Annotated in this window: 15 protein-coding genes; 6 read left to right on the top strand and 9 right to left on the bottom strand. The window is 57.5% G+C overall.

The window, feature by feature from the left end:
• Nucleotides 1-62 precede the first annotated feature (62 nt).
• Nucleotides 63-368: a hypothetical protein gene (locus J2X19_RS08865; RefSeq protein ID WP_310372525.1), complete on the bottom strand. Its 306-nt coding sequence runs from the start codon at nucleotides 366-368 to the stop codon at nucleotides 63-65.
• Nucleotides 369-997: 629 nt separating this feature from the next.
• On the opposite strand from J2X19_RS08865, the gene J2X19_RS08860 reads away from it, so the two are divergent.
• Together J2X19_RS08860 and J2X19_RS08855 are read left to right on the top strand one after the other, a co-directional pair.
• Entirely contained in the window at nucleotides 998-1,645 is a 648-nt protein-coding gene (locus J2X19_RS08860; RefSeq protein WP_310372523.1) for a DUF6988 family protein, read from the top strand.
• 494 nt (nucleotides 1,646-2,139) lie between these two features.
• Nucleotides 2,140-2,592, top strand: coding sequence for a DUF4231 domain-containing protein (locus J2X19_RS08855; RefSeq protein ID WP_310372520.1), 453 nt, complete (start codon nucleotides 2,140-2,142; stop codon nucleotides 2,590-2,592).
• A 504-nt stretch (nucleotides 2,593-3,096) separates the two neighbouring features.
• Here the strand turns inward: J2X19_RS08855 and J2X19_RS08850 are convergent.
• Nucleotides 3,097-4,155: a tyrosine-type recombinase/integrase gene (locus J2X19_RS08850; protein ID WP_310372518.1), complete on the bottom strand. Its 1,059-nt coding sequence runs from the start codon at nucleotides 4,153-4,155 to the stop codon at nucleotides 3,097-3,099.
• 145 nt (nucleotides 4,156-4,300) lie between these two features.
• Here J2X19_RS08850 and J2X19_RS08845 point away from each other — a divergent pair, with 145 nt between their 5' ends.
• The 4 genes from J2X19_RS08845 (at nucleotide 4,301) to J2X19_RS08830 (ending at nucleotide 8,337) form a co-directional block, all read left to right on the top strand.
• Nucleotides 4,301-5,275 (top strand): DNA-binding protein, encoded by a 975-nt coding sequence (locus tag J2X19_RS08845; protein ID WP_310372516.1) that lies wholly within the window; start codon nucleotides 4,301-4,303, stop codon nucleotides 5,273-5,275.
• A 196-nt stretch (nucleotides 5,276-5,471) separates the two neighbouring features.
• Nucleotides 5,472-5,795, top strand: coding sequence for a hypothetical protein (locus tag J2X19_RS08840; RefSeq protein ID WP_310372514.1), 324 nt, complete (start codon nucleotides 5,472-5,474; stop codon nucleotides 5,793-5,795).
• Between the two features lie 152 nt (nucleotides 5,796-5,947).
• The gene (locus J2X19_RS08835; RefSeq protein ID WP_310372512.1) at nucleotides 5,948-7,498 is read left to right on the top strand and encodes an AAA family ATPase; all 1,551 of its coding nucleotides are present in this window, start codon (nucleotides 5,948-5,950) and stop codon (nucleotides 7,496-7,498) included.
• A gap of 20 nt (nucleotides 7,499-7,518) precedes the next feature.
• On the top strand, nucleotides 7,519-8,337 hold the full coding sequence (locus tag J2X19_RS08830; RefSeq protein WP_310372510.1) for a hypothetical protein: 819 nt from the start codon (nucleotides 7,519-7,521) through the stop codon (nucleotides 8,335-8,337).
• 246 nt (nucleotides 8,338-8,583) lie between these two features.
• On the opposite strand, the gene J2X19_RS08825 is transcribed toward J2X19_RS08830, so the two are convergent.
• The 7 genes from J2X19_RS08825 to J2X19_RS08795 form a co-directional block, all read right to left on the bottom strand.
• Complete coding sequence (locus J2X19_RS08825; RefSeq protein WP_310372508.1) at nucleotides 8,584-9,204, bottom strand: PIN domain-containing protein; 621 nt, start codon at nucleotides 9,202-9,204, stop codon at nucleotides 8,584-8,586.
• Between the two features lie 10 nt (nucleotides 9,205-9,214).
• On the bottom strand, nucleotides 9,215-10,402 hold the full coding sequence (locus tag J2X19_RS08820) for an ImmA/IrrE family metallo-endopeptidase (RefSeq protein WP_310372507.1): 1,188 nt from the start codon (nucleotides 10,400-10,402) through the stop codon (nucleotides 9,215-9,217).
• A complete protein-coding gene (locus J2X19_RS08815) occupies nucleotides 10,399-11,781 on the bottom strand; it encodes a hypothetical protein (protein WP_310372505.1) in 1,383 nt (460 codons plus the stop codon). Before J2X19_RS08815 ends, J2X19_RS08820 begins: the two co-directional genes overlap by 4 nt.
• On the bottom strand, nucleotides 11,781-12,353 hold the full coding sequence (locus J2X19_RS08810) for a hypothetical protein (RefSeq protein WP_310372503.1): 573 nt from the start codon (nucleotides 12,351-12,353) through the stop codon (nucleotides 11,781-11,783). Before J2X19_RS08810 ends, J2X19_RS08815 begins: the two co-directional genes overlap by 1 nt.
• A gap of 1,623 nt (nucleotides 12,354-13,976) precedes the next feature.
• Nucleotides 13,977-14,636: an ankyrin repeat domain-containing protein gene (locus tag J2X19_RS08805; RefSeq protein ID WP_310372501.1), complete on the bottom strand. Its 660-nt coding sequence runs from the start codon at nucleotides 14,634-14,636 to the stop codon at nucleotides 13,977-13,979.
• The gene (locus J2X19_RS08800) at nucleotides 14,633-15,427 is read right to left on the bottom strand and encodes a TatD family hydrolase (protein ID WP_310372499.1); all 795 of its coding nucleotides are present in this window, start codon (nucleotides 15,425-15,427) and stop codon (nucleotides 14,633-14,635) included. The genes J2X19_RS08805 and J2X19_RS08800 overlap by 4 nt, the downstream gene beginning before the upstream one ends.
• 35 nt (nucleotides 15,428-15,462) lie before the next feature.
• Entirely contained in the window at nucleotides 15,463-15,822 is a 360-nt protein-coding gene (locus J2X19_RS08795) for a PilZ domain-containing protein (RefSeq protein WP_092754429.1), read from the bottom strand.
• Between the last annotated feature and the right edge of the window lie 7 nt (nucleotides 15,823-15,829).

Genomic DNA, 15,829 nt, shown 5'->3' with positions numbered 1-15,829 from the left:
AGGTAGCGGGATCTCGAAGCCTTTTCCTTCTCCAGCTCGGAAGTCAACTTACCTGAAGCAAATCAGTCGTCACCAGTTTTGACGAACCTGTCGCCATAGACCTCAACGTATGCCGACGAAACTTCCAACTTCCGCTTCGTCGGGTTTGTGGCTCGGACATCGATTTTGATAGGGAGGAATGCTGTGCCTTCAATGACATGAGGGGCACCCGCCTTGGTCACATCCAACACTAGTTGCAGGTACCCGCGGGTTTGTTCCGGCTTGAGGACTTCCGCGAAGTAAAAGGTCCACAATGCCCAACCTGCGGCAACCAGAACAGCCACGATTTCTAGCCATTCCTTAAAGATTGTTCGAAACGAGCTTGCCATAGTCTCCCCAATTAGGTGCCTGGTTTCCGGCTTGATGTGCCCGCTCTGGAGGCCGGTTGCAGGTAGGCCCGGCCTCCAAACGGCACAATCGCATGGTTGATATTGAACAACATGAAGCCCCCACCCACAAATAGGGTCAGGCGAAGCCTCAACTCGGGCCGTAGTTAGCAAGCCCTTCGACGCCTATTGGAGCGCCTGGCGCAGTGAGACCAAGCCATGACGGCAGGTGACCCTTGATATCGTTCTTACCTCAATTGTGATCCACGGGGTCAGCGGTGTAGAAATCACTACGCTTCCCCACAAAGTTGAAGTGACCGGGCTGCTGCCTGCCGATTCTGATTCCAGCCCCCGGCCTCAATGTAGAGAACAACCGGCACAAATATGCGCGTGGAGCGGACGTTTACCCGGGCCCTTTGTAGCCCCCGCACTAGGGCATCAGTGAAGCATTTTCCGGTCTCTTTCGAACCAAGAGATTCGAAGGTCTCGTCGGCGTCAGAGGCATGGGCCGCGTATCGCAATAGGTGAGCTCCTACGGGGACATGTTCAAATTGAAGTGCCGGAATGCTGCAAGTTGCATTCATTGGGTGCACTGCGAAAGTGCACAGCATGCTAGCGCCATTTGAGACTTTATGGATAAGCAAGAGCAAGCCAGTTACGCACTGCTCGGTCAGTTTCTTGACGGATGCGCTGCGCTCGACAAGGACGTAGAGCAGCTGCTCGTTGCCGGGTGGAATATGTCGTCCTCCCGGCATGCCATCACCATGGGGTTTTGCCGCGCGGCGCTCGAGCACGCTGTCAGCCAGCGCGTACTAGTAGGGGCTGGTCACCACGGAACGGCTTTGGCCTTAATGCGGCTGCACTTCGAGACAACGGTCCGGGCCGCGTGGGTGCAGATTGGCGCCACTGAAGACTGGGTGAAAAACTTCACCGAACCCGTGCCCATCGGCAGCTTGAAGGAGCCGACGTTGGGTCCTCCCATACCTTCGATGTTGGATGCGATTGAGGCCCGTGCGCCCGACATGGCACGTGAGGGCCGTAGGCTCTACCAGACCGTCAAAGTCATGCACTCGTTTGTTCATGGTGGAGCCCACCTTGTGGTCCATGCGCTCCGCGGGTATCCACCAGAAAAGCTAGTCGATGTAATGCGCAACCGAAATCTCCTATGTCTCATGTTGTGCAATGTCATCGTTGTCACCTCTGGCAAGAAGGACCTTGAAGGATCCGTCACCCGCTTGTCGCGCGTGCACTCGGAAGTCATGCCGCCCCCGCTGGCGTGAGAGGTATAGATCTTGGCTCCAAAGTCCACCGCTTCGCGAACCTGACTCTTTTTCATGCGCTTGGGTGCTCGAGGAGACCTGCAATGATGCGGAAGTGAGGCTTTGGCTTAGCCATGCGGCCGGGCTAGTGCAAGACGCTGGATCGCACCAGAGCGTTGGTACGCACGATCAACCAAGCCAAGCGGAAAAGGATCTGGACCAAGGTGGAACAAATTCCTACCAAACAGGCGGCCAAGCCCAAGCATTCTCGGTTGGCGAAGAATACAGACACCCGTTGTGAGCCTTGAGCGGGCCCAACTGCCTGTCAATGCGCAGTCGGCGTCCCACAAATGGGGGACATTCAAAACGCAAAACGCACCGAGGTCAGGCAGAATTTAGCGTGCGCCATACAAATGAACGACGCGCGATTCCAGTTTTTGTAGCCGAGGCGAAAGCCCTGTCCCCGTTAACACGTTGCGGTCGATATCCCACAGGGGCCTTTTGGAGGTACAACTATGTCCGAACCAGAGTCGCAGCGTGACTATCTGCACCGGCAAATTGCTGAGCGCTTGGCACGCCTGGATTCAAGCACAACCTGGTACCGCAAGACGCATTTCCGGGGCCAGATGGCGACTGTCGTACTGTCTGCGACCATCACGATCGTTGCAGGACTAAAGTCGATCGACTTTGTCGACTCGATAGCGAGTAACTTGGTCTTAGTTCTTGGAGCTTTGGTCACGGTCATCTCTACTTGGGGCGCATTCTTCTCGCCCCGCGAATCCTGGCATCTCAACAGCGTGACGTACGGGAAGTTTCGCTCTCTTCAGGCCAAGTTGGAATTCGTCGAACGAGGAGATGACTTCAAAGGACACGAAAATGGGGTACTGGAAGAGGGCTTTGCAGAATATCAACGGATCCTGGACGAATTCAACGAACAGTGGCAAAAACTACGGTCTAAGTCGAAGTGAGATTGACCACCTGGTCGCCCGCCCGGAGCGTGCTTCCCTGCGACGCCACTCCAGCCAAGCACTTATGCGGCCTGCAACTCGAATCCCGGTGCCGCCTGGCCTGGCCAAAGCTCGTAATGCACAAAAGCCCCCGCCACACCACCAGACCGAGGACTGGCGGTAATTCCCAGCGCCCGGGGCGGCAGCAATACTGATCTCGCCGATCTTGTTTGCGGGCCCTAGATCTGCAACCACGCACTCCACCGATTTGTTGCCGCCTTAGACGAGCGGCAGTGATGAATGCAGTCCAGGCATCGCCAAGCATTCTGTCACCAGACTGTCACCGTACATCGAAAACAAAAAAGGCTGTTATCTTTTAAATAGCAAGCTTTGCAGTGCCCATAAGGCTTGAAATTGGTGGGGCCTGGCAGATTCGAACTGTCGACCTACGGATTAGGAGTCCGCAGCTTACACAATCGTCGCACTGCCACGTGCCCCAGTGCGCACTCGACCAACCTCGGGGCGCTATTTCAATAGCCGCGCGGCCGCGCTGGACAAAGTCGCCTCGGTCCGAAAATACCCCAGCACCGTCGCGACACTGTGATGCCCCGTCATCGCCATGGTCTCCGCCAGCGGCACCTTCTGCCGCCCGGCCTCCGTCACAAACCCCGAGCGAAGCGAGTGCGCAGAGAAATCTCCCTCAACGCCTGCGAGGGCACAGCGCATTTTCACAATATCGCGCACCGCCGCAGGGGAGAGCGCCTCACCCACGTGACCGCCCTTGCGCACCCGCCTAAATATCGCCCCTGACGTGATGCCACTTGTCTGCAGCCAGGCTTCCAAGGCGTCCGCCGCCGGGCCGAGGACCGGCTTGGTGTTTTCCGGCTGATCGGCGCCCGACTGGTTGGTCTTGGAGAAGGCGAGGGTATAGCTGAACCCGTCCGGGATGCGCTTCAAGAACTGCATGTCGGCCCCAGCGACCTCCGAACGCCGGCGGCCGCCGCTGGCCCAGGCAAACAGGAGGAGGGCGCGGTCGCGGATACCGCGGGGCGAGTCATCGCAGGTGACCAGCAAAGCCTGCAACGGATCCTGGGTCAAGGCATCTTTCTTCTGCGGCAGGGCGCCACGCTTGGCGTAGGCCTTTCGGGTCCGCGACAGCAGCTCGCGCACCTTGGGGTCATGGCAGGGGTTCTTTAGCTCGCGCAGTTGGTGCGCCTTGGACAGCACCGCGATGCGGTGCACCAGGGTGTTGTGCGTCATGGCGCCGAGACGGCCTTTGTAGCCGGCTCGGACCAGCGCCTGGTCAATTTCGGATGGCAGTTCTGATACCAGGCCTTTAGCCGTAGTCCGCTCGGCGTGGTCAACGATGAACTGCAGCACGCATGCCGTTGGTAGCGGTAAGCCAATCTGGCCACCATAGCGCATGCCGTACCAAGCCGCCCAGTAGCGCAAGGCACCGCGGTAGCTGGTCAAGGTGTTCTGCGATTCGCCTTCGCGCAGTAGATCCTCGACGGCGCGCTGGGTGACATCCGTCAGTTCAGTGGGCTGTAGAGCCGGTGTTTTACGGAGACTGGGTAGGCGCATGCTGCTTCAAAGTGAATTATTGTTATTTAACACACATAGTATGTATGATCTATTACATAAATCAATGATAAGTCACGATAACAATCTCTTATCGTGGCTAAATATAAAACGGAGTAGGGTGATGTCACAGAAAAGTACACGGGGTGTGCAACAGGACGACGTTTGGACGGCGGCCGACGCCTTGCTCGCCGAAGGCCTGCGCCCGACCATCGAACGGGTGCGCCTGAAAATGGGCCGCGGCTCGCCGAACACGGTGGGCCCGCTGTTGGAGACCTGGTTCGCCACGCTGGGGCCGAGACTGGGCGTCGGCGAGGCCAAGGAGGAGGCGGGCGGTCTTCCAGCGGCGGTGCAGCAGGCAAGCATCAAACTCTGGGAGGCGGCCTTGTCGCAAGCACGCAAGGAGGTCAACATAGCGGCGGCAGCAGCGCGGCAGGTACTTACGGACGAGCGCGCTATCTTCGAATCCCGGGTGGCCGAACTGGCCCAGCAGGAGGCGGTTTTTGCGGAACGGCAGGCGGCGGCCGAGCGCGCCCTGTTGGTCGCGCAGGAGCAGATGGCGGATCTGGCGGCCCGGCTGCGGGAAGCCCAGACCGTACTGGCCGAGCGGGGCCAGGACATCGAGGCACTGCAGTCCAAGCTGTCAGCCGTGGAACAACAGCGGGATACAGAGCGGCGCCGCACCGAAGAAGAACGACAACGCCACGCCGAGGAGCGGATCCGGATCGACGAGCGCACGGCCGCGAATGAACGCCGGCTGATGCAGGACCTCGATCGCGAGCGACAGGAGGCCAAGCTGGCCAAGGCCGCAGTGGCAGCTGCAACGCAGCGGGCCGAAGCAGCCTCCCAACAGTCGGAACTGGACAAGCGACAGCTAGGAGAGAAGTTGCGGCAAACCGATGCGGAACTGCGCTCCTCTCGCCAGGCGCTGGCCTCCACCCAGGAGCGCGCAGCGGAACTGCGCGCCCTGCTGGACGCCCAGGCGGCAGCCAGCGCAGCGACCCTCAAGCAACTGGATGTGCTCCTCGCACACCAAACTCTTCCTGCATCCGTCAATGCGCCCGAACAGGTACGGATACCCAAGCGTGCCCCAAAGCGTAGCGCGGAGACTGCACAGAAATGACTCAAGTCAATCTTCTACGGACCATTCTCCAATATGAGATCGGCTTCAATCTAGGCAACGGCAAGAATCGGCGGCGGACGTTCACGCCGTTCCGCTAGTTGTCCACCATTTTGATGATGGCTGCAGAATTCGGCATATCGAGGTGCGGCAACATACGGCTAGAAGCAGACCTACCCGCCTCCTTTCTAATTTCATGATGCCCACCGTTGAAAGCCTGAACTGGCGGCTGCCTTGGAGGCCGCTAAATCACCCTCTGGACCTTCCCGCCCTCCAGCGACAGTTGAAGCGAGAGCTGGCTGATGACCACCCACTTTGGGGTAAGAGTGCCGAAGTCATCGGCCGCCGTGTGGACAACGATGACGGCTTGGTGTGCTGTTCTGACGGCACCCTGGCGACGCACCTCGATTGGGCAAAGGAGACACATGTCAAGCCATGGGATTACCCCTCTGCTCTCTCACATGAATCTGCCGCCGCGCTGCAGCGGGCAATCGACGCCGACGCGGCAGACTACGATGACTAACTGGACCGCCACAGTCGGCCACAAGCGGTCATCGATAAAAGTGCATCCAAGTTGGGCCGCCAGGATGTTGTCCATAAGTTTTGCACCGGCAGCAGTCCGTTGAGATTGAATGCCTACGACCATAAAATCGACGGCCTATCCGAGACCACAGTATGCAACTGACCTTTAAGAAACTGGGTGTGCGCGAGCGCGCAAATAGCAATTTATTGAATGTATTCCAATTGACATCCGGGGATTGGGATGACTATTCATTCAAAACGAGCTTCACCTTGACAGTTGTCTTGCAGGGAGAACGGTTAGAAATAGGGACCCTAAAGATTGGCTATAAAAGCCAGCCGCACGGTTGGACTCGGGAAACCATGCCGGAGACCTTCAATCAATTACCCGAAGGATGGTTTTCTCTGGGGCAGGATGTCGAGTATTACCAGAGTTTGAAAGAAAAATTGCCTGGAGACATTCGTCTGGAGCTACTTCGAGCACTGCGAGACGTTGTCGTAGACGATGGACTGCACGCGGCTGTTGAATCGGAAAAGGTATTTAAAGACTCGCTTACACGTGGCGTCAGTCAATCTGTTATTAATGGACAGTTCAAGCGAGTGCTCATAGGGGAGGCGCAGCTTTCCGATTTCAAATTTTCGTTCAAGCAAGCCGCCGATGAGAGGCATGCTGCAGTAAGCCTTCAGTTTGAGGTCGCTGCTGCGTCCCATCCTCCCACCAATATTCACGTCCTCATCGGCCGAAACGGGGTTGGAAAAACGACCCTTCTAAATAATATGGTGAGCGCACTTGTCGCTCATAGCCCACCGACAAAGCCATCTTGCGTGTTCATTGACCGCAGCTTTATCGAGTCCCCGCTCCACAAGGATTACTTTAGTAGCGTCATCTCCGTTTCGTTTAGCGCGTTCGACCCATTCGTTCCTCCGAAGGATAGGCAGGATAGAACTGAGGGACCCGCGTATTGTTATATTGGAATGAAGACGGTCCGAGCCGGCGGCGCAAACCAACCGACACCGCCAAAGACCGATGCAGATTTGGTCGCGGAGTTTGTTCAGAGCTTCAAGCTCTGTATGAGCCAGCCAGAAAAAAAAGCTCGATTCTACAAGGCAGTCTCGCGACTTGCATCTGATTCGAACTTCGAAGAGATGGAATGGGCTAACCTCGCTGAAATCGATGAAGATGAGGCGGTTGAAAAAGCGGCTGCTAAAGCTGGCCGCATGAGTTCAGGGCATTCAATAGTGCTCTTGACGATGACTAAGCTGGTGGAAATGGTTGAAGAAAAGACCCTCGTGCTTCTGGACGAGCCGGAGAGCCACCTCCATCCTCCCCTTTTGTCTGCGTTCACACGTGCGCTGTCCGAGCTCCTGTTTAGTCGTAACGGTGTTGCTATTGTTGCCACGCATTCGCCCGTCGTGCTCCAAGAAGTGCCGAAGTCTTGCGTTTGGAAAATGACGAGGAGTCGACTGGAGGCGCGGAGCGACAGACCCAATCGCGAAACTTTTGGGGAGAACGTCGGTGTACTGACTCGAGAAGTTTTTGGTCTCGAAGTTTCTAAGTCTGGGTTTCATGAAATGCTCGAGTCCGCAGTAAATGCTGGTGGAACGTTTGACAGCATCTTGGCCAACTTTGACGGACAACTGGGCGATGAGGCGCAGGCGATTTTGCTGTCGTTGCTACGCGGAAAATCGCTGGAGCTGCCCCGATGAGGTGTCTGCCGAAGCCGACAATGAATAGAGCGACCGTATATGCAGACTGTGTTGGAAGTCTGTCAAACGCAGTGTTGTCAGCAAAGTTCACTGAAGCAGCACTGGCAGTTGAAGAAGCGTCTGAGCTGTATGCGAAGCGAGCCGGGATCAGCGAGCTACACCATTTTCCGGCTGCAGCGTGGGGAAATGACGACCAAATCGTTCTGGCCAACTTGACCAAGAAAGATTTTGTCGACCTTTACGACGGCCAGATGTCAAAAGGCAAGGGTGGCGGACGAAGCCACTATGACCAACTCAGAATGACAGAGCTGGGAATCTGCCCACTCTGCGGCTTTGGTCATGTCTCCACGTTAGACCATTTTGCAGCTAAGGCTCGGTATCCCGTGTTCTCGGTTCTGCCGATAAACCTGGTGCCCGCGTGTACGGACTGCAATAAAAAAATGGGGGCGGGAGCAATTGGGGTGGAAACCACCATGCCACACCCCTATTTTGAAGAAGCACGGATAGAAACTGAAACTTGGTTGCTATGTGATGTGCAAGATACCAATCCCGTTACCGTCGCATATCGAGTGGAAACCCCTGCCGACTGGAGTGAAGGATTGTGCAAGCGGGTGCGCCATCATTTCAGTGAACTGGAACTTGCAGCCAGGTACGCGGTGCAGGCGGGTAGTCACCTTGCCAGCGTGAAGGATTTTCTTGCAGATTTGACGCCGGCCGATTTGCAGACGTTCGTCGGCCGTAGAGTGAATAGATTCCCACGTCCCAATGAATGGGAGGCGGCTCTCTACGCGGGTCTCTTCCGGTCGCAATGGTTCATGCAGGACGGGTATCGTCTGTGAACCCAAAGTGGTCAAATGTCTATGGACCGTAACAAGCAGTGGTTTGAAACATTGAGCCAAGCCCGGACCACCATTGCTACCTGGCGGTAGGACTACAACTAGGCCAAGCCGCTGGCCCGCTGACGTACCGGCGCTGCGAGCAGCCGACCAAGATCACGGCGCTCCTCGAAGTACCAACGAATGGCATCATTGGACGTTGATGCGGAATTGAGATTCTCGTTGCAACCCCAAAAGCAGGCTAGCGAGTTATGAAGGCTGGGGTGCGGCCGACGGTCTCTGCAGACGCTTTCTCGCCTGTTCCCGAATGAACACCGATAAGGATGGACAGCCAGCGGCTCGTTGGTCTCCTATCTGGCTGACGACCCAATCCATGTGTTCGTTGAGTACGCGCATGCGCGCCCCGACCAATGCGCTGTGTATGGCATCCGCGACGCCAGTGGGGCCAATGGCGCGCGCCACATTCTCACAGCCGAAAAGGTCCATGGTGCAGCTAAGCGGTATGTAGGCATGCCGCTCGCCTGCTATTCGCCTTGCTTTCCGCTCGTCAATGAGCGCTCGCGCATCGGCTTCTTCTGCATATGCAAGGGTTGCTGCCTCGCCGTCGTCCAATGTCTCGCCAGCAGCGCCGACCACGAGAGATTCAAAGCGAAGTAACCCTTTAGGGCCAAGCGTCACCACGTCAAGCAGCTTGCCCTCAAGCAACGCATCAAGCGTGGCAGTATCCTTGCGTCCGCGTCGCAAGCCACCTCTTATTTCGTCGACGACGATGTCGACAACAGCGATGCGGTGCGGAAGCGAGTCAAGAATTGTTGCGGCGCAGCCTGAGGCATTCAGGCTGATGATGACGCTGGCGTCGACAACCAGCATGGATGGATGCTCAGATAAGGAGGGTGGGAGCGCCATCGGCCTCTACCTCCAGTAGGTCTACCTCTTCGAGCATTTCACGAAGCTCGATGCGGTCAAGATGAAGAAGTCTGGCCAGCTGTCCCTCACTTAGCAGCTCGCGTCGGTAAGCTTCAGCCGCCAGCAGGTTAATTCGGATACTCGTGGGCTTGTCGGCCTCAAGCTTTTGCCGGTCGGGCGTGCGAAGGTCACCCAACACCTGAGCAGCTTGCTCGTCGGTGATGCCACCGTTGGCGGCGAACCACTCCCAAGTCCCCTTTTTGGTCAAACCAAGCTCCTCAAGGCGACGAACCACGGCCTCGCGTGAGACCCCGAAGAAGTGCGCCATCACGATGATGTGCCGCCGGGTCAGGTGGGTGGAGCCCGCCGTCACTTCCTGGAATTTTTGCCTAACTGCGCCACCAGGTGTCAAGAAGGCTCTGCCGAAAGCATTGGCGTAGCGCTCTTCCCGCGAGCTCTCCGGCTCGTCGGCATGTAGCACCTCGGCGTCATGTCGCACGGAGATGAAGTGGCCCAGCTCGTGGCCGCCCGTCTGGTTTCGTCTTTCGCGCGGATGGTTCGCGTTGAGAAGGAAGCATGCGCCAAGAGTATCGTCGTGCGCGAAGACGCCTGACACCGATCCATCAAAGCGTCGCACGTAGACCCGTATGCCGAGCTCCATCTCCAGTAGAGTCACGATGTCCGCGATTGGCGCAAAGCCCAAACCGAGGCGTTGCCGCAGCTCCTGCGCGTCCTGCTCAGCTTGCATGCGGACGTCGCCTGGAAGGATGGGGCGCTCTGGTGGGTAGTTCCTGGCCCTTTTGACACCAAGCAGGTTTTCCAGCTCGACCTCGGCACGTGCCAGGTTGGCGAGTAGCTGGGTAGCTTGACTTGCAGCAACGTCTTCCGCGCCGACCACTTTGCGAAAACGTGGAATCAGGTCCACGTGAACTGCTTCACGACGTAGTAAGGCGTTCACGGACAAGCTGTAGAGCTTGGCGAGCTGCTGCAGCTCGTCAATCCGGAGGCGCCGCTGACCTTGTTCGATAGCAACCAGCGTCGTCCGTGCCACAGAGATGGCATCCGCTGCGTCCTTCTGAGTTAGGCCCTTTGACTCGCGCGCTAGTCGCAGCCGCTCGCCCACGTCGACGGCTGAGACAGTACTCAGGGGGGAGTCGCTCATGGTCGTCCCACCCACGCAGTAACGAAGGAGTTGGGCCCCAAGGCATCAAGAAAATTCATCCATTCACTCTCATGTTGATTTAGTAGTCGAGTCATCGCACTTCGGGTCGCGTCCACCGCCATTCCACGGGAGCGACTCAGTTCGGTCACAGCCAGGTCAATCGCCACCTTGTCCATCGCCGACTTCTGCAAGCCCGCAAGATGATCAAGGTGCAGCACGCCTGCGATGGCATATTCGAACTTGCTCTTGGTGATGTGCTCCGTAGCCGAGCCAGCACCTTCTTTAAAGGTTGGAGACGCGAGGTCCTTCCAGATGTAGGTTTCTCGGTCCTCGGTCAGCCCCGCAGCGTGCACGCTGAGCCTACGCAGCATGCAGGCCGCGCAGATGCCGCATTGACGCAACTTTCCAGCCACCGACGAGTGGCGGGTCTGTTGCCAACAAGACCTAGTCTTGCTCCAATGGGAACCATCGACGCATTCTTTGACGAAGGCTGCGAGAGTTTCTCCCTTGGTGCTCCACAGTCGAGGGAAGTCAAAGTGGACGCGGTGATCGAACAGCGCAAAAAAGAACCTCTCCATCCGGTCGGTAAACAACGGGTAGGAGCGATAGTCCTCGTAGCCTTGGCCGACGGGAACCAGCACAGGGCCGATTGAGCCTTGGCCGCTTTCCGTCACGATGATTTTCTCTGCTTTTACGAGGTAGGCAGCGATGCCGCTCATCGTTGCAAACTTGAAGCCTCGGGAGCGGGCGCTCGATTCGACGAACTCGCCCGTCTTCGGTTTCACATCGTATGGAATCGAAGTGAAGGGCTGCTTCTTGCCGGACAGCGTGATGGGTGGCTCAAACTTCTTGGTGCCGAGCCGCACGCGGATGAGGCCGTCGCCGTACACACGATGCATCAGCCCCGCGACCGCGCGGGAGTCGAGGCCCTCGCTGAAAGCAATGATCGCTCGCGTATCGCCAGGTACCTCAAACGAAAACTGCTGCGGAACATTGGCGGGCGCCTTGCGAGCGACGAACGAAATCTGCCAGCAGTCACCAGTCAAGAAGTCCAGCGCTGCTTTGAGCGCGACATTGACAGATGGCGCATTCCAACGATCCGGGTCGTGGACAGGCACGAGCAGTTCGAAAGTTCGTCCCCAGTGGTGAGCTTGCCGTCGTTGGATTCGGTCGCAGAACTCCACCGCTGCGGCAACCACCAGCGCGTCGAAGATGACCGGTTCCCACTGCACGAGGCAGTAGCTCTCCAGATGGCTGGTCGAGAATGCCAAGTCGGCGCCGATTTCGCACGCGGTGCAACCTGGCCGCGCCTGGCCGCCTTGCTCAATTACATCGACGCGCAAGACGCGCGAAGCGAGCTTTTGGTCGTCGCGCTTCATCAGAGTGCCACTCCATCGTCTAGGCCCGTGTGTTTGGAGATGACGCTGCGCTTGCTGGAGCGCTTATCAAGGCCGGCCCATCGACGTGCAAGGCCCTCGAAGTCCGCGGCACCTATGGCCTGAGAAATGCGCTGACGCACCTGCTGGGTGAGGCGCGATGACGCCGTCCTGCAATAGTGCTCTTCCATTTGCCTGCGGGCGCGGGACGCGTAGTCCCAGACCGCGCGTTTGATGGCTTCAAGGAAGCCCACCTCACCGGAGAGGCCCTCGGTGAGAACGGAAGACGCATGTGCGGTCAGCTGCCGAGCAAGACCATATCCCGCCGCGCCGCCGGCTGCTGCCTCAATGCGTTTGAGGCGAGCGTCGTTGAAAAGGTCCGGCGCGCGCTCAAAAAACACCTCGCGTAGTTCGTTGACTACGACCGTCGGTACTTCCTTCCGCCACGTACCTTCGAGCGCGGTATTCGCTGCGGCACAGGTGTCCACGCTGTCGAAGTTCTCGTTCTCAGCGTAGCGAGCTAACCGCTTCCAACCCCGCGACATCGGCAGACTCTTGTACGGACCATCACTCATGGATACCTCCAATGTCAGATATTTTCACAAAATAATCTGACAATGTCAAATACGTGCTAATGTTGAGGGACTAGGAAGTATCCACAGGGGCGGCGCGGCCGTGAAATCACTGTTTGCGGAGTGGCTTTCCCACGCTGCGGAGCATCAGAAGGAGTGGTAAGGCAAAGCTCGCGGGTTGTTGCAAGCGAGATTAAGGGAAAAACCTAATGTTGCGGCGGCGCGGCCGGCTGCTTTGGGCCCATTTGGGACTTTAAAACCGTTGGGAAGCAGTCGTTTGTGGGTAAGCGGGCAGGGCGCTGGCAAAGTACGAGTATTCGCGTTCTGTACGCCAAGTCCATGGCTAGGCTTTGACTGAATACTGACGTTGCAAGGCAAACACCTGCTCCGCTATACACAAGACCGCGAATCTGGAAGCACGGCTACCCACAACAATGCAGGCCTGGTACGAGAGAGTACGGCCGAAGCCGAACGACTGCTTCAACCCGTACGGGTCCTCTGAAATATGGGGCTGCGAGGCCGAGCATGTTCGGTTGTGCTTCCCAGGGCCATTGACCATCTGTTCACCACGCGGTATGGGGCGTTGGCCATGGGCTAACCAGTCGTTGGGCAGCACCCAGCTAAATGTCAGGGCTCGTGGCCAGCTGCCATCCAGGCAGCATTCGTGGTGACCAGAGATCTCCAAAGGTATTGGGCTCCGACCAGATGTACACCACAAGGGTGGCCGTTGGCCCGTCGTTACCCTCAGCTATGGCCAAGTACAAGGACTGGCTAGAGCCAAGCCTGGTTCATGGTCAATGGCACTGCAGTCAGCCAGCAGTGCTAGTTTCTCTTCGTCGCATTGCAGCGGCGCTGACCATGACATATTTTTAGTGACCGAAAAGCAGCCATTAGTCGCCCACAGATACATTGTTTGACCAGAAGTCATTTCCCCAAGAGTGGCGCTGGCCATGAGTTGTCATAAGGTGTGAGTCCGTGACCATGATTCACCCACAGACCTTGATTCGTCGTGGTACTGGTCAGCGCCACTCCTGGTTTATGGTCAATGGCAGTGCAGTCGGCCAGGCACTGCAGTTGGCCAGCTCCCATTCGGCGTGAAAACGGGTCAGAAAACCCCAACGAAGCGCGGAGCGTCTTTGCTTGGGGTTTCTGTCGGCTCACTCAAGTCAGAATAGTGCGTCACGAAATCAGCGCCCGTGGTCACCGGAGTAAGAACATTGCGTCAAGAAAACTGCACAAATCTCACAAGTAAGAACATTCTGTCAGTATTAGTTGGACGCAAAGGTCTTACTTCAGTCGCTAGGCCGGCCGAGTAAGAACATTGCGTCAAGAAATCTGGCGTTTGGGGTGGTACTTTGTGTCGGGTGACTTTGGCCAGGGTGGTACTTTGCGTCGGGTGACTTTGGCCAGGGTGGTACTTTGCGTCGGGTGACTCAGCCCATAGAAGCGGGAACAAAATTTAGAAAAAAGTAGGAACAAAATTTAGAAAATGAACGGCCTGCGCAGGCAGCTACGAATTCCATAGCTAGCGTTTGTTTACATAATATACATCGTATGAAGTAACTGCTTTGCCAAGCACACCGAAATTGGCCGCTCTTCGGGCCAAGCCATCCAAGGTTCCAGCCTCTACCAAGTCCCCTTAGGCCGCCGGGTACGCATGGCAGCGGTCAAAACTTCTACGGCATCGGGTCGGCTGGCATTCTGTGCAAAGTCCAAGGCCGTCAGGCCGCGCTGGTTCTTGAGCGTGGCGTCGGCGCCTTCTTCCAGCAGCAGTTTGACTGCGGCTGTGGTGCCGTACTGTGCGGCCATCATCAAGGGCGTGGTGGCATTGGGCGATGCGGCGTCGATGTAGGCGCTGTTCTCCAGCAGCAAACGGATCACCTCGATATGCCCGCGCGTAGCGGCGTAATGCAATGGCGTCCAGCCGGTCTTGTTGACGTCGGCACCTTTGGCGATCAGCTTTTGGCAGATTTCCAGTTCGCCGGCCAACGCAGCAATCATCAGCGGGCTTTCGTCCTTGGCGGTGCGGGTCTCTACCTCGATCTTGGGCCAGTCCAGCAAAGTGTTGGCGGCTTTCAGGGATTCGCTTTTCAGCGCAAGGTACAGGCCCGACTGGCCTTGTTCATCACTGGTGTTGCCGTCAAAGCCGCGCTTTAGCAGGCTTTGAATCGTGCCCGCGTTGTCTCTTTTGATGGCAATGAAGAAGTCTTCAAAAGAACCCGCATGGGTCAAACTAAATCCTGCCAAAACAACTAGATAGACTAGTTTCTTCAAGTGAAGTCTCATACCAAAACTCCGTTGAACAGGCGGTCAAAATTGGCACTGGTGGTGTGGGCAATCTCTTCCACGCTGGTGTTCTTCAGTTGCGCAATCTGCTGGGCCACAAAGGGCACGTAGGACGGATTATTGGTTTTGCCACGGTACGGCACGGGCGCCAGGTATGGGCTGTCGGTCTCGATCAGCAGCCGGTCCATGGGCACAAAAGCCGCCACATCACGGATGTCCTGGGCATTCTTGAAGGTCAGAATGCCGGAAAACGAGATGTAAAAACCAAGGTCCAGCGCCGCCCGGGCCACCGCCGCGGTTTCGGTAAAGCAATGGAATACGCCACCGGCAGAGCCCGCCGAGCCGTCTTCGCCCTCTTCCTTCAGGATAGCTATGGTGTCGTCCGATGCGCTGCGGGTGTGGATCACCAGCGGCTTGGCCACCTGGCGCGCGGCGCGGATATGGGTGCGAAAACGCGTACGCTGCCATTCCATATCGGCCACGGTGCGATCACCCAGGCGGTAGTAGTCGAGCCCGGTTTCGCCGATGCCGACCACACGGGGCAGCGCCGAGCGTTGCAGCAGGTCGTCCAGGCTGGGCTCCTGCACATCTTCGTTATCGGGATGTACACCGACGGTAGCCCAGAAGTTGTCGTAGCCGGTGGCCAGGGCGTGCACGTCGCCAAATTCCTCCAGCGTGGTGCAGATGCACAAGGCACGGTCTACGTGGGCAGCCGCCATGGCGGCGCGGATGGCGGGCAGCTGCGCGACCAGGTCGGGCATGCTGAGATGGCAATGGGAATCGGTGAACATAGCAACCGCTCAATAGCGGCGAAAGCGGTAAAAAATCAGATCGTTTGCGTTGGCCGGTCAGAGGCCAAATGGGCACCCAAAATCTCTTCGATCTTGAGCTTCAGCAAACGGGCTTTTTCCTCTTTGGGAAACTGGATGCCTACGCCCTGGGTACGGTTGCCAGCAGCGCGTGCCGGTGTGACCCAGGCGACGCGGCCGGCGACCGGATAGCGTTGCGGATCGTCGGGCAGCGACAACAGCACGTACACATCGTCGCCCAGCTGGTAGTCGCGCACGGTCGGAATGAACATGCCGCCATCGGCAAAGATCGGGATGTAGGCGGCATACAGCGCGCCCTTTTCCTTGATGGCTAACTGGATGACGCTGGGGCGGGGCGAGGCATTGTTACTGCTCATTGGCAAG

It is taken from the genome of Rhodoferax ferrireducens, assembly GCF_031458075.1.
GTDB lineage: Bacteria > Pseudomonadota > Gammaproteobacteria > Burkholderiales > Burkholderiaceae_C > Rhodoferax_B > Rhodoferax_B ferrireducens_A.
This window is presented reverse-complemented; position numbering and strand designations above follow the sequence as displayed.